This window comes from Paenibacillus sp. cl6col, from assembly GCF_900102125.1.
GTDB lineage: Bacteria > Bacillota > Bacilli > Paenibacillales > Paenibacillaceae > Paenibacillus_B > Paenibacillus_B suaedae.
In genome coordinates, this window is record NZ_FNAZ01000002.1 from 11,837 (window position 1) to 26,529 (window position 14,693).

Annotated in this window: 13 protein-coding genes, 1 pseudogene and 1 CRISPR repeat array; of the genes and pseudogenes, 2 read left to right on the plus strand and 12 right to left on the minus strand. The window is 42.6% G+C overall.

Annotation, left to right across the window (positions count from 1 at the left end; genetic code table 11):
- Positions 1-3 precede the first annotated feature (3 nt).
- Positions 4-296: direct repeats of the CRISPR family, unit length 21 nt; unit sequence TAACATGAGATGTATTGAAAT.
- 76 nt (positions 297-372) lie between these two features.
- The 10 genes and pseudogenes from BLS15_RS29320 to BLS15_RS04220 form a co-directional block, all read right to left on the minus strand.
- A pseudogene (locus tag BLS15_RS29320) lies at positions 373-1,039 on the minus strand (IS3 family transposase); the annotation flags it as partial.
- An 897-nt stretch (positions 1,040-1,936) separates the two neighbouring features.
- Positions 1,937-2,302: a hypothetical protein gene (locus BLS15_RS04180; RefSeq protein ID WP_021253174.1), complete on the minus strand. Its 366-nt coding sequence runs from the start codon at positions 2,300-2,302 to the stop codon at positions 1,937-1,939.
- Positions 2,303-2,463: 161 nt separating this feature from the next.
- Positions 2,464-2,913, minus strand: a complete 450-nt coding sequence (locus BLS15_RS04185) for a hypothetical protein (protein ID WP_021253173.1) — start codon at positions 2,911-2,913, stop codon at positions 2,464-2,466.
- 245 nt (positions 2,914-3,158) lie between these two features.
- The gene (locus tag BLS15_RS04190; RefSeq protein ID WP_090510159.1) at positions 3,159-4,457 is read right to left on the minus strand and encodes an ABC transporter substrate-binding protein; all 1,299 of its coding nucleotides are present in this window, start codon (positions 4,455-4,457) and stop codon (positions 3,159-3,161) included.
- Between the two features lie 72 nt (positions 4,458-4,529).
- The gene (locus BLS15_RS04195; protein WP_021253171.1) at positions 4,530-4,916 is read right to left on the minus strand and encodes a hypothetical protein; all 387 of its coding nucleotides are present in this window, start codon (positions 4,914-4,916) and stop codon (positions 4,530-4,532) included.
- Between the two features lie 150 nt (positions 4,917-5,066).
- Positions 5,067-6,335, minus strand: coding sequence for an ABC transporter substrate-binding protein (locus BLS15_RS04200; protein WP_090510163.1), 1,269 nt, complete (start codon positions 6,333-6,335; stop codon positions 5,067-5,069).
- Between the two features lie 1,201 nt (positions 6,336-7,536).
- Positions 7,537-7,716 (minus strand): hypothetical protein, encoded by a 180-nt coding sequence (locus BLS15_RS04205; RefSeq protein ID WP_028533218.1) that lies wholly within the window; start codon positions 7,714-7,716, stop codon positions 7,537-7,539.
- 223 nt (positions 7,717-7,939) lie between these two features.
- Positions 7,940-8,821: an IS3 family transposase gene (locus BLS15_RS04210; protein WP_081819940.1), complete on the minus strand. Its 882-nt coding sequence runs from the start codon at positions 8,819-8,821 to the stop codon at positions 7,940-7,942.
- Entirely contained in the window at positions 8,818-9,486 is a 669-nt protein-coding gene (locus tag BLS15_RS04215; RefSeq protein WP_028533216.1) for a helix-turn-helix domain-containing protein, read from the minus strand. The genes BLS15_RS04210 and BLS15_RS04215 overlap by 4 nt, the downstream gene beginning before the upstream one ends.
- Before the next feature lie 98 nt (positions 9,487-9,584).
- Complete coding sequence (locus BLS15_RS04220; RefSeq protein WP_090510168.1) at positions 9,585-10,046, minus strand: hypothetical protein; 462 nt, start codon at positions 10,044-10,046, stop codon at positions 9,585-9,587.
- Positions 10,047-10,436: 390 nt separating this feature from the next.
- Here BLS15_RS04220 and BLS15_RS04225 point away from each other — a divergent pair, with 390 nt between their 5' ends.
- A complete protein-coding gene (locus BLS15_RS04225) occupies positions 10,437-10,892 on the plus strand; it encodes a macro domain-containing protein (protein WP_090510172.1) in 456 nt (151 codons plus the stop codon).
- Positions 10,893-10,930: 38 nt separating this feature from the next.
- Here BLS15_RS04225 and BLS15_RS04230 read toward each other — a convergent pair whose 3' ends face one another.
- Together BLS15_RS04230 and BLS15_RS04235 are read right to left on the minus strand one after the other, a co-directional pair.
- Positions 10,931-11,320, minus strand: coding sequence for a BsuPI-related putative proteinase inhibitor (locus BLS15_RS04230; RefSeq protein ID WP_021253168.1), 390 nt, complete (start codon positions 11,318-11,320; stop codon positions 10,931-10,933).
- A 1,085-nt stretch (positions 11,321-12,405) separates the two neighbouring features.
- On the minus strand, positions 12,406-12,978 hold the full coding sequence (locus BLS15_RS04235; RefSeq protein WP_254777280.1) for a bacterial surface protein: 573 nt from the start codon (positions 12,976-12,978) through the stop codon (positions 12,406-12,408).
- 477 nt (positions 12,979-13,455) lie between these two features.
- On the opposite strand from BLS15_RS04235, the gene BLS15_RS04240 reads away from it, so the two are divergent.
- Positions 13,456-14,682 carry an acyl-CoA dehydrogenase family protein gene (locus BLS15_RS04240; protein ID WP_090510181.1) on the plus strand — a complete coding sequence of 409 codons (1,227 nt, stop codon included), beginning with the start codon at positions 13,456-13,458 and terminating at the stop codon, positions 14,680-14,682.
- Positions 14,683-14,693 lie beyond the last annotated feature (11 nt).

Below are 14,693 nucleotides of genomic sequence, written 5' to 3' on the forward strand. Positions count from 1 at the left end.
CCGGTTGAACAGTAACATGAGATGTATTGAAATTTTGTAATGACCTTGCGCGCTTTCCGATTCATTGTAGTTGAACAATAACATGAGATGTATTGAAATAATTTACCAGTCATACACCGGCAAATCAGGGATAAGTTTGACAGTAACATGAGATGTATTGAAATAGTTGCTCACCTGTAAGTTGAAGATCAGGAGGTAAAGTTGAACAATAACATGAGATGTATTGAAATGTAGGTAAAATGATTAAAGAGTTGCGTGTTAAACAAGTTGAACAGTAACATGAGATGTATTTAAATGGATCAAAGCCTGTTGGATTGTCCATTTCTGCTAGTTTCTAACGTACCTATGAGAATTGAAACTTAAGATGGCTATGACTTTGACATACGTTAGATCGCTTACTACGACGCGCTTAGCTTCAGATTGCTGGAACTTGCGGTTCAGTTCATTTACCTGTTGCGATTCGTTGCATGTTGTTTTGTGAGGTTTGTATTGAGCCACGGTGTATGTAGAAACAAGGCCTTGTTCCTTCATAATGCGGCCAATTCGACGTCTTGATACGATAAGTCCACGTTCGTGAAGCTTTGCTTTAATCTTTCTTGTACCATATGCATTTCGGTTCTTCTGGAAGATTTCAACGATAAGCTTCGTAATACCATCTTCATTGCTGGAGTTTTTTGCTTCATAATAGTACGTACTTCTAGTTATTTGCAGGACGTCGCACATTGCTGATACCGAGTATTTGTCGCGATTTTGATGGATGACACTTACTTTCGTCCCATGATCAGCGCTGCTTGCTTTAGAATGTCATTCTCCATTTTGAGCCGTTGGTTTTCTTTCCGTAATGCAATAAGTTCATTTTCTTCTGGTTGTCCTTCTCTGAGAAGGAACCTGTTTGGTGGGCTTGTTTAATCCAGCGATCCAATGCAGATGCACTCAACTCATACTCACTTACAATGTCTGCTCTTGATTTCCCATTCTCGTATAGCTGAACCATCTGTTTCTTGAAATTATCTGTAAATGTTCGTCTTATTCTTGGCATAGTAGATCCGCTCCTTGTTATGATGTGTTAATTCTACTAGCCCTTAATTTTTCTGTCCAACTAAGTGTAGCCGATCTACTTCAAAGTCAAGTAGATATGAGGTTTTCCTTTAAACGGTGCACTTTACACAAAGACCTCGGTCTTTCCAGTCGGAAAAACCAAGGTCTAAAGAGTTTAAGCCGAATACAACAATGAACTTCTTGAACTTCACAATGAACTCTATTTAGGACGGCGTTGGTTTTATTTTTGCTTTCTTGTTCCTCTGCTGCTATTGCATTTATTCTCTGTCAAAGGATCATCGACCACACGAATGCTGGCAATTTGGTTCGATCGATAGAGAATTTGAACGGGACCTGCACACTTAAAACATTTCCACAGTGTAATCCAACTTCTCCCTTGTCTAACGACTACCTCTTGTACAAAGGAAGGAAACCCTTTATTTTGGCCCTTAATACGTACGAATACATATTTACCGACGTACTTTTTTAGACTGGCTATTGACATGGTACCACTCCCTTATCATAGGCATATTTTTTTATATTCTGTTCACTCCTTCGTTGTGTGGGTTACCTTTGCAGTTGTATGATCGCGATGCGTGGCCGATGGGTAGATGGAGTGTGCATGTCTCGTTGTGATAAACCCGTCTTCAATATCATGCGACCGGTAACAAAGATGAAACTACAGGATTGGGGTCCGAGTCTTTTTACTTTCAACATGTTCTTAAAGAGCTTTTATTGAACCTGTCTTGGATAGGGAGAAAATGGAAAGAGCCCTTGTCTTAACAAGGGCTCGGAAAGCTTCTATTCGATCACATGTATGTTTGGGAGGACATATTTTTGAAGATGGGTAAAACAAGGTACTGAGGGATACAGCATGTTGTATTCTTGCAGAACTAATTTAGCGTGGAGCTAATGTATAGGTTTCACCCAGAGCTGTAATGTTGCTGAGAGTATCTTTCCAGCCTGATTTTTCTACAAGAGTTTTAACGCCTTTTGCAATCTCCTCATAGAACTGCTCTTGTTTTTTGTTGTATTTGGGATTGTCGTGAGGATTCGGAGTGATTTTGTACGTATGTTGACCTGGGTTGAATGTAATCCCTCGATTTTTTCCGAAAGATTCTTCGATATATTTATATGTTTCTTTGTTGATCGTGATTGAGCCACTTACCCCTTTAGCATCTACATTAGTGCCGGAGAAAGGAAACACGATTAAAGCAATGGCCAAAAACAGGGACAATGATACGGCAAGAAATCCTTTTTTCATGAAAACACTCCTTCTTTCGAACTGAGAGGTGGCCACCTCCTTATTTTATATATTCCATTTTGCGTGATTAATACCTTAAATTTACTTTTTTTGTTATGCGAATGACGTGTTGGTGCTGCACCATAAAAAAATAAAGCCTCGGATTGCCCGAGGCTTGTTTGTTACTTCAGTGGCTCAGTTTTGAACTTGGAACGCATCTCATCATAATTTTTCTTCATACTCTCACTTTTGCTATCAGACTCGAAGCCGAATCCTATTTTCCCATCCATCGTTAACACGATCATTTCTTTATCTTTCCCGTCTACAGTTCCTGACAGCAATACAAGAATAGCTTTCTCTCCATCCTTTTCATACTCCGTTGATTCAATAACTTTCGGGTTTTTGTACATATTCTTTTCAGGAATTTCTAGGTTTATCCCCATAGCGAACAGCGGCATCGCTTCTGGATGTACCTTCTCTTCAACGAACTTTTTCTTAGCCTCTTTGTCGGTGCCGTTTAGGTATGTATTGATGTAATCGAGTGCTAAAGCCTCATCTTTGGATGCTTGTCCACCTCCGCAGCCTACCAATACTAATACGCAGATTAAGAATATTGCACTAATTTTCTTCAAATAAATAACCTCCTTTTTTCTACATTATATGACCAATTGCTCATATACGCACGAAAAACATCATAGACGAAACTGATTCGTTTGAACGTACCTATTAGGATTGAACGAATTGATAGGAAAAAGGAGTTACGAGGTCGAAAAAAACGGCAACCCAATAGGTCGAGTTAGGGCTTGCAAGTGCCTCCATACTCGACTTTTTGGTTTACCTGTACATATGGATTATCCATAATTGCAGCGGAGCGTCCTTACTCAGAACCGTTATTTTCCTCGGATTTGGATACTTCAATGGCTGCGGCATCGACCGCCTGTTGGCCTTTTTCATCGATTAGAATTAACGCTTCTTCAATGGTTAGTTTATTCGCAATGACGTCCTCCACGATTTGGTTCCCGACGCTTTTGAAAGCGTTGATGATATCGTAATGAACGGATTCATATGGATTGTGATTGGATGGGGAAGCCTTAAGCATTGTCAATGGGGATAGGTCATGTCCCTTCACGGCAGCAATAAGTTCGGTTCGCGCCGGAAGTCCGTGGTTGATTTCCGTAGAAGTCACGGCTCCTCCTTGCATCATCCACTTCAGCAATTCCCAAGCTGCTTCCTGCCGCTCCGAAGCTGCTGAGATTCCGTAAATTTCCTCAATGCGATAGTAATCGCTGTATTCCGGCTTGCGCGGATCTACAGGGACAGTTACCATGTCCCAATTAATAGCCTTTCCGCCTTCGAAATTACGATTGATGTCAAAATTATAAGCGGCGACCTGGGATTGCAACACCATAGCGGCATTGCCTGTGTAGATCGGGTCGAGTGACATCGTACCTTCGGCTTGCTGCGTTTGCTTATAGATGCGTCCAGAGCGCAGCGCGTCAATCGTTCTACTCCATATTGCCTTCCATGCGGGTGTGTTCATCTGGATTTTCAGAGTTTCGGGATCGATGAATCGCAATCCTTCCGTTTGTCCCCAACGCATAATGAGCGAGATTCCTACATTTTCATAGTAATTGGGCTTAAATCCGTATAACGGTTCTCCATCATCGGTCTGCAATGGAAAGCGGGTCGCCAAGTCAAAGATATCTTTCCAAGTGGATTGATTCTTCGGAAACGGGATTTTGTATTTAGCAAACAGATCTTTATTGTAGTAAATGGCGTAGCTTGAGAAGGTAGGCGCCAAACCGTAAAGCCGGTCTCCAGAAATCATTTTTAAGGAATCGAACATGATCGGAGATATATTCTTCCACGCATCAGGATCTTGCTTGATAAACGGTTCAAGATTAAGTAGATCACCTGAGTCGCTAAGCTTCTTATAAGCGGATAAATTGTCCATATAACGTAGATCAGCCGGTGATGACTGATCCGCCTCGGGGATAACTTGAATGCTAATAAAGGAGGATTTTTGCTCAAAGGCATGACCATATCTCTTGTAGAACTCGGTTGGTGAAGGATAATCCACCGTGATCGTTATCGGCTTCTCGACGTTGCTTTGGCAAGCTGATACTAATAGCATCGAGAGTATAATACAGAGTATTGCAACTTTGTTCTTCCCCATGATGATACCTCCAACGAATATAAACAGAATATAAACTGGAAAACAGGGTGGGAGGCCCACCCTGTTTAGCTATTACCAAGAATCGCTTGCTGATGATTGATCGCTTTCTGTTCCATCCTTGTAGTATGTACGCGACAATGCATTCAACTTGTAGGAACCTGTTGCACTGTATTCGCTTGTGTACCATGCTGTTTCATCGCCGCTGGTAGTCGTAGAATTGGTTCCTTGTTCCTTTTGGGTTGATCCCTCGTAAAAGGTGCCGAACACATTGATTTTTTTCATGTTTGAATTGGTTGTCCGGGCATAGGCTTTGCCTTTCACTTTCTTTTGGTTTCCGATTACATAGCCAATGTAAGCATCCGTGGATGCTTTCGGGTCTTTATCGGCAGCAGATACGGACATTGCACTTACGAGACACAAGGCAGTTGCCAGGCACAACACAGTAATTTTCTTTTTCATTCTTCACATCTCCTTCATTTATTGTTGCAAATCCATTCTGCAGTTATGCGGTGCAACAATGAATCACCCCCAGCAAGACGTAGTAACGACTCACTTGTACATTCTGGATGATGTGATATATGTAAACGGAATGATCCGCATACATCGGAATTACTTTGGAATCTGCTGCGCCTCGTTCTGCAATTGATGCAAAGCTTCTTCCAGCGACTGACCGCCATCCAGTATGCTTTTGATTACAGCATTCGCCTTATCTACAAGTTCAACCGGTACTTCTCCCATGGGATGATAGGATTGCCGCAACGCATACATGGCAGATAATCGTTCACGTTCCTCTTGATTCGTGCTCAATTCGTTTTGTAAGGTGGAAAAGCCATATAAAGAGCGGTAATTCCATTTCGCAATGGTGCGAGAATTAAGAAACTTCACCAGCTCCCAAGCAGCTTCTTTCTCTGTAGATTGAGCGGATACTGCATACAATCCGTCGATTAGCAATGTATCGTTGTTGCCCGACTGGTTGGGGTTAACAGGAAACGGAGCTAGCGCCCATTGAAATGTAGCTTTTTTCTGGGCGGCCAACTGTTTGTACTCTTCATACGTAACCACAGCCATTGCTTGCTTGCCAGCAAGAAAGGTATTCATATACGTATTGAGATCGGAGCTATTTATTAATAGTCCACTCTTCAATAGGGGAAGCGTAAGCTGCCAAATTTGCTTCCAGGAGTCGCTTGAGACTATCGCTTGGGGTGGATTGCCCTGCATCATGGTTAGGCCTTGCCCGAAGCCGACTTTCAGCATGAATTCAAAGGAAGAAGAATCATTGGTGCCAAGACCGAAAAGCGTGTTGCCACGCCCGTCATCCTTGGGAAATTTACCGGACAAGCGGAGCAAGTCCTCCCAAGTCATTCCTTTTTGCGGATATTCGATATGGTACGCTTCGAAAAGGTCTTTATTGAATGCGATAGCTTGTCCGTAGAAGGTAGGAGGTAACCCATATAGCTTCCCATTTCCAATCGAGCGGGCATATTCGATGACTTGCGGAATGTACTCTTCCAGCGGGAAGGAATCCCGCTTTATCCATAAGTCCAAATCTTGCAAATCGTTGCGTTCTGCCATTTCTTTTACTAGATCAGGCGGCAAATAGATAATATCGAATTTGTTCTGCTGGACCCAGTTCTCCACAGATAACTTCTTGGTCACGAGAGGAATCGTAGATACGATAGAAAGCCTTATATTAGGGTACTCTTGATTAAATAGATTGCCGTAGCGCTTTAGAAAAGCATTTTCATTCGTATACGCAATCGTAAGCTCTGCCTTTTTATCCTTAGAGAATGGAGGGGCCTCGTTTTTTTGACACCCCGTTAATATACTAGCTAAGCATAGAATTGAAGCGAGAAGCGTTGGAAAGAGTCTTCTTTTCAATAGAAACACCTCGATGTAGAAATTAGACTTCTAAAATATACCAATTAGTCTGTAAGTCATTTATACTATATATTGGTATAAATGTAAATAGGGAGTGGGGAAGTTATATTGAGGTGTTAGAAGAACATCTATATAAGTCGCAGTTGTTCGGTTGGTCGACGAGCTTTCACGGAACAACAATGATGAGTACGACTAAAGAGTATGTTTAATTAAATTTAGCCCGTTGCTTATGAATGTTCAGATAGTTAAGATTAAAGATAGAAAGATAGAGAGAAAGAGCAATTCTACATAAAAGGTAAACAAGCAGCTGAAATCTACGTGTATGATTTCAACAAATGGTGCTGTTCAACAAATTGTCTTCGACCTCCAATAGCGTAAAATCTCCGGGGGATCGACGACAATTTGAAAATTGAAGATATCGTCAGTAAAAAGTAGATGTTTTGAGATATGGTATTGTATTTGGGAAAATAGAAATTAGTGAAGCTGACTTGTAGGAGTAATTGCTGTTTGGTATTATTGGCGTAGTGACGCCACTTGTTGGGGTTTTGAAAGTACCTATAAGGAATTGAAATTTTGATGGGGCAATGTAATAGCATAAGATGGGTTATAAGTTTTGAAATTACCTATGAGGAATTGAAATCAATGCGGACAGGTGAAGTATGTCTTCTCTATTCCACGTTTTGAAAGTACCTATAAGGAATTGAAATTAGTAATGCAAATACCTCGTCTCAGCGCTCAATCTTGTGTTTTGAAATTACCTATAAGGAATTGAAACTCTGGCTTTGCTTCAGTTTCCCTCATAAGATGTTCTCAGTTTTGAAAGTACCTATAAGGAATAGCAACCATGAGAAAACACAGGAGAATCAGGGGGCGAAGCATCTGCTCGCAAGGTTAACGAAATGAATATGATAAAATGATCGCAATATTGAGAAACGTCGTCTTGTCGAGAAAGCTTTAATGACAAAAAATAAGTCAATAGCATAAACATTCAGGTCTCGCTTACGGCGTGGCCTTTTTTGATTGAGAGGAGGTGAAGGATGTGAACAACGAATAAGGGAGTTCGTGAGGGAAGAGCTAGCTGCCCTACAATCTGGGCAGCTAGAGGAATAATCATTGAGATCGATAAAGCAGAGTTGCGAAGAACGATTGCGGAGGCTTTGAAAAGCAAAGAAGAAAAATCCTATAAGCTATTACTTTCTATCTACTCTGAATCGATAAGTTCGAGGCGCTCAAGAATTTTAATTGTCGTCAGAGCTGATAAGCGAACAGTCAATTCAACATTATCTGTTAAGACAGAATCATCTTCCAGGGCTTCTTTATTTTTGGCGAAAACCTCTTCGGTAACTTCGTTAACTAGTTTAAGAATTATAGACTTATCCATAAAAATAACCTCCATTTCGTCGATAGCTCTACATACTTCGACAAATAAGGAGGTTTTTCCTTGCGAACAAATGTTTCTAAAGGGAGCGCGATAAAAGCAATGGCCAAAAACAGAGACAATGATACGGCGAGAACCCCTTTTTTCTTAGTAGCAAATAAACAAGAGCCGTTGAGGAAAGTGAACTGCACCCCGTCAAGTAGACAGTATAAAAAATAAAAATCAATTATGCGGCCTTGGTTCTGAATTCTATCGGACTAAGGCCGTTTAGTTTTGCTTGTAATCGTTCGTTATTGTAAAAGTGGATGTAGGCACGGATGTCTCTCTCGAGATCATCAAAGGTATGGTAGGTATGTAAATAATATTTCTCGCATTTTAGAATTCCCCAGAAAGATTCCATCGGTCCATTATCAATACATCTTCCAGCACGGGACATACTCGGAGTTATTTCGTTATCATCCAAGATTTTCTTGAAGCCCAAGGAGGTATATTGATAACCCCGGTCGCTATGAAGCAAGGGCTTGCTTCCTGGAGCTTCTTGCAAGGCGTGTTTCAACGTCTGAAATACGAGAGAATTGTTATTGGAATGCCCTAATACATATGAGACGATGGATTTATCATGAAGGTCGAGAATAGCGCTTAAATACGCTTTTTGGCCGTTGCCGTACTTGAATTCCGTCACATCCGTAACCCATTTTTCATTTGGCGCGTCTGCAGTGAATTTGCGGTCTAGTACGTTCTCAGCCACCTGCTGTGGAATGGAACTCGTATATTTCTTCTTCTTCCTCCGGATGACGGATTGAATTCCTTTTACTTTCATCAAACGGTATACACGCTTTTGGTTAATCATTTTCCCCGTTTGGCGACGCATGTGTAGAGTCAATTGACGGTATCCAAAGGTACGCTCCACTTTCTCATAAATGGACATCATGACATGCGTCAGCTCTACATTCTCCTGCTCACGGTAACTGGGTTTGGAACTTCTCCACTTGTAATAGCTTGAACGCGGAATGCCTGCAATTTCACACAGCAACTTCATGCTAAATGTTCCTTCTTGTCGAATGCCTTCAATGGTGCGATAGACCATCTCTTGTCGGTATTGGCTCAACGTCGCCTCCTTTGGAATTCTTGTAGCTTTTTTAGGAAAACATTTTCTGCCCGCAGCCGCTCATTCTCATATTCCAGCTTTTTCATCGCCAGTCTTTGGCGATCTGCTTCCGATAGCTCCTCTGGTATCTTCTTTCGTCCTCGTCCGTCTTGTAATGCATCCTCGCCACCAGCTTCATACTTCTTTACCCACTGATATACTTGCTGGTATGAGACCTGATATTGATTTGCTGCCTTCTGATACTCATGGTTATGGGCAAGACAATAGTGAACAATGTCCACTCGTTCTTGCCAAGTTGTAGACCGACCCCTAGCCATAGCTTTCGTTCCCCCTACATAGGTTTTTAAGCTGCTATGACTATTATACTTCTTAATCCAGTTACGGAGTTGGGTACGAGAGGCAATCTTGTATTTCAGAATAACTTGCCGTTGGGATAAACCTCCGAATAAATGATCTTTTACCGCTTGGAGTTTGAGCTCAACAGAATAACTTCGGTTATGGGGCTGGTGTTCCAACCCCCTATAACCATATTGTTCATAACGATCCCGCCATTCAAGTAGGGTTGTTCCCCCAATGCCGTACTTTTTGGCGGTTGACTCGATTCCTCCGCTTTTCAGTTCCTGTAACACCGCCAGTTTCTCTTGTGCGCACCATTTTTTTTGCATGTAAAAGCTCCCCTTAAGCAGAAGGTTTTATTATTTCACCTGTCTACTTTAAGGGGAGCATATCAAAGAATCCCACGGCTCTTTTGCAAGAAGTAAATTTAAATTGTTTTTTTGAACTCGAACTTGTATTTCGAATTAGGATCGAAATCGTTCGGCCCAACTGGCATTACGCGATAAAAAGCTTTTTCTCGCGGCTTAACGGTTCCACTATGAAACTCTTGTAAGCCTGGGCCGTTTTGGTTTATATATTGAATCGAGATAATATTGTTATCATAATCCGTTCGAACGTACTGGAGTTGTAAATTCAATCCAAATGGGGGAGTCAACAATACATAGTATTTTTGTTCCCATTGTCCGTAGGAATTATCATAGACATACCAGTCTTCGTCAGTCAAGCTTTCGAGAGGTACCCAAGACTGGTAATAAGAACCGTCTGTCATGTCGTTAGCTGTTCTCATTGTATCTCCCCAACCATGGAGTGCAAACGACGAACTTGATCCAAAGACCATTAAACAAGCGACCAGCGCGATTGATGCTGATAGTTTCTTTAATCTCTGCATATTTCATGCCTCCCATTATTTCAGAATCTGAATGTAGATCCTAGTAGCGTGTATGAAATACCAAGATGTAAAAGAACTCAGTTTCTGGCTGGCCAACCATGATTAATCTTAACATACATTATTGTCCGAGTATATAGTATTTATGGATATTATTGGATTATTTTTTTGTGTTGAAATATAGTTGGTTATTCCGGATATTGGTTCCATTTTACAGTTTTGATATAATGATGATACAGATCTTTACAGCAGCTGGAGGAAATATGTTCAAGGAGAGAAATGGGGTTGGGTATTTTCGTATTTTCTCATTCACAACATGCATCATACCTTATGGTGCGTTTTTTAGTTCAATAAACTAAGCATATATGTCAGATTGACAAGGAGAGGTGCTGAATGCCAGTAAACGTAATCATAGGTGATTTATTGAATGCGAAGGAATTGATTATTGGACATCAGGTGAACTGCCAAGGGGTAATGGGCTCTGGTATAGCGAAGGCGCTGCGGGACAAATACAGTATGTTGTATCCAAGCTATAAGCAGTATTGTTCCCAGCATAACAGTCCAGATGAGCTGCTGGGCCAGTGTCATATCGTCCAGGAAGGTTCTAGACATATAGCGAATCTGTTCGGTCAATTAGAATATGGCAGACAAAAGAGTAGAGTTTATACGAACTATGAGGCGCTACGAACCTCCCTGACTACGTTACGAGAATACGCTGTACAGAACCAATTATCTGTTGCTCTGCCGTATGGTATCGGTTGTGGCTTGGCGAATGGAGATTGGGATGTTGTCAGTGAGATGATTGAACATGTATTCGTCGATTATGATGTTATGCTGTACAAGCTATAACTGTATCGTTTCGATATTCCAATCAATACATCTTTCCGCTACTTATCGATGTTGGTACTGATCTCGGAGCTGATTGACAGGTACTGAGGAGATTGTGGCTCGATCAACTCAGGCAGGTGAATGAGGAAGACTACTTCTATTTTGTATTTGCCTCTAGGTACCGGCTTGTCTTCATGGTCTAGAAAAGACCATCGTTCCTCATAGCTCATCTTCTCATCATTGTTCAAGGTTCGTTCGACTACTTCTGCGGTAAAAAATTTATTCAACGACCAACGGTACACTTCCTTGCCAACTTCATTCGTGACGATAAAGTCATACGGTTGCGAGCCGTAGGAAATGACCAGATCTTCTCCTGCCACATTGTGTATCCCGAATTGCAGTGTTATGTAGTCCTTATGCTGCTCTGTTGAGAGAAACGTTGTAAGCATATGACTCGCCCCTTATCTATCCATATGATAAAAAACAGAAACAACTCATCCCTCATAACGCGCACCTATATCGAAAGATTCCATCCCAGAGTTACTTTCCCCGAAACGGCTTCACTTACAAATTCTCTTCCCGTCCCTATCTAAGCCCAGAGTGAGATGTGACAAAGCCGCTGTACCTTACTTCGGTACAACGGCAGGAAATAAGTATTCGACCTCTGCTGCTCCCCCTGTAAACGATTCTACCATTGTTATATCCAAAATGTCTCATAGAATAACATTACAATTAAGCTCGAAACTGTTCGTTAGAATCATGATGAAGATAAGAACCGGTACCATTATCATACCGCCATCGTGGCTGACAATATACCAGACAAGACTGATCTGGAGCAATTCAGGACAATCCAGCTGGCAAATGCGTGACCGACATCGGACATGCTCGGACGAGTAATGAAGGTGATGACCACAAACACCAAGTTCAATGCGCCAACGAACAGTGCCAGACACCCCTTCGTCCAATACCCTGTAAGATCGCAACCGAAATGACCAGCAATAAGCTGAGCAGTGGACCAAAGTGCTCGAAAATAAGCTACGTGGGTCCTTTCTGCGTAACCGCACACATGCGAACGGTCAGTTCCTGAAATGTAAAGGTGATCAACGCAAGGCACGCCACTAAAGGAATAAACAGCCTAATTCCGAAATGAGCCCCTGTAATGACATACTCCAGTACTCCGCCAGCTTCATTATCGCCGATCTGATCCTATCTCAGCACTTCCTGCATTTTGTTCTTGTTTTGCTGTGATTTTGCAACAGAGCGGCTGGAAACAAGAAGCGTATTGAGGAAATCTCAACATCATTTCAATGGACAAGCACATTTTGCTCAACAGGAGAAGTAGAATATAGAAGTATTTTACAGGAGGGGAAGGGTATGAGTACAGGGGCATTTATTCTAATGGTGGTTTCAACAATCGTATCGTATTCACTCGGAATTTGCGTGTTGAATAAATTTCATGGACGGAAAAAATAAAGGAGCTTTTTAGGATGCATACTAAAAAGAGCCATAGGATTTTCCCCTACGACTCTCAGAATTATTTAATGGAATACTCATTTACTTCGAAGGTCAATATTTTATCGAAAATCACAAAGTCTTTGCGGCTGCTGAACGGCCCCTTGTTATTGTTATGCTTGTTTATGGCGTAGGACGCTGTGCCTGAACCGGCTTGTTTATTTTCATACCAGTTGATAAAGTCGTTCACTTCTCTCATGCTTAAGTCAAATTCCTTTTCCAGCCCCGTTGTCATGGTAACGACTAGAATGGCTCTCTCACCTTTTTCGGGCTCCGGTTCTGGTTTAGGCTCGGGCTTAGGTTCGGGTTCTGGTTCCGGTGTTTTCGGATCAAACGGTTGTAATGTGCTGTCGTCAGGCAAATCCAGAGCAACGACATATAAATAGTCTGTCGTATTGTTCACGATTTCAACGGAATGTTCGTTTGACGCCAAAATCGGACTTTCGTACATGGTTCTCGAAGTGCTGTCATCTTTCCCGATTAGTGAGAAATTACCTGTTTTTACTCCGTCAATATAAACATCAATGTCCGTTGAGCCATTGCTCCAATAATAGGAAATGAATCGGAATTGTTCTCCGACAAAATTAAATTTCATCTTCGAGCCGCTTGTGTACCTTACGTTTTTAGTACAGCTCGACACCTCGCAGACTTTCCATTGTCCCTCATACGATATGTTGAATTCGCTATAAGGGAATCTTTTCCATCCACTCTCGGGTTTACTGGAGTCTTGCCCAGTACTTGAAGCAAATGCATGAAATGAAAATGATAATACAAGAAAGATTGATAATACAACAGGCAGTAAGTATTTTTTCATGAAATTTAGTCCCCTCAGGTGCATAATATATGAACATATTAACGGATTTACAAGGGGCTGTCTAAACATAAATTCTCTTAAAATGATAGAAATAGAATATAACTGAATAAAATATAATGTTAGGTGATTGGAGGAACGTATAATTTAGAAGAGTTTCAACATTAAGATCGTCTTGAATAATTTGGAAAATAGATCTATAGTAAGTATGACGTTAACATACTAACCGGTCAGTATGTTGAGTGAAGGGAGGCTATGCCAATGAATTTCGATTATTCCAAGAAGGTTGAATCTTTGCGGAAAACGTTGCTGGAATTCATGAATGATGTGGTGTATCCGCAAGAACGAACGTACGAGGAACAGCTTGGTCAGGCCGGAAGCAGATGGGAGATCCCTCCGATCATGGAGCAGATGAAGGAGCAGGCTAAGCGGGCCGGTCTCTGGAACCTGTTCCTGCCGGACAGCGAATACGGTGCAGGCCTCAGCAACCTAGAATATGCGCCCCTGTGCGAAATTATGGGACGTTCCCTTATTGGCCCAGAGGTATTCAATTGTTCGGCGCCGGATACGGGCAACATGGAGGTGCTTGTGCGGTATGGGACGCGGGAGCAGAAGGACAAATGGCTTGTTCCTCTGCTTGAAGGGAATATCCGTTCATGCTTTTCGATGACGGAACCGGATGTCGCGTCCTCAGATGCAACGAACATTGAAGCGACCATCGAATGGCAAGGCGGCGAATATGTCGTAACCGGACGCAAATGGTGGTCTTCCGGTGCCGGAGATCCGCGCTGCAAGGTGGCGATCGTGATGGGGAAGACGAATCCGAACGCGCCGGCCTATGAGCAGCAGTCTATGATTCTCGTGCCGATGGATGCACCTGGTGTGAATGTCAAGCGCATGCTGCCCGTGTTCGGCTACGATCACGCACCGCACGGACATGCGGAAATTGAGTATGATCGCGTACGAATACCGCTCGATTCCATGCTGTGGGAACCGGGCAAGGGATTTGCCATTGCGCAGGGAAGGCTTGGTCCAGGACGCATTCATCATTGCATGCGCCTGATCGGTGCGGCAGAACGCGCGCTCGAAGTACTGTGCAAGCGTGTACGGCAGCGTACGGCATTCGGCAAGACGCTAGACCGTCAGGGCGTCGTGCAGGATTGGATTGCCTCCTCGCGTATTGAAATCGAGCAGGCGCGCCTGCTGACGCTGAAGGCGGCTTACATGATGGACACAGTCGGAAATAAAGCGGCGAAAGCGGAAATTGCCATGATTAAAGCGGTCGCTCCCAATATGGCGCTGCAGGTCATTGACCGGGCCATTCAAGCGCTTGGGGCCGCAGGTGTCTGCGAAGACTTCCCGCTTGCCTCGCATTGGGCCAATGCAAGAACGCTGCGCTTAGCGGACGGGCCGGATGAGGTGCACAAGGCCGCCATCGCCAAAATGGAGCTTCGCAAGTACGAAGAGATGAAAGCGATTACGATGTGAAAAGGGTAGAA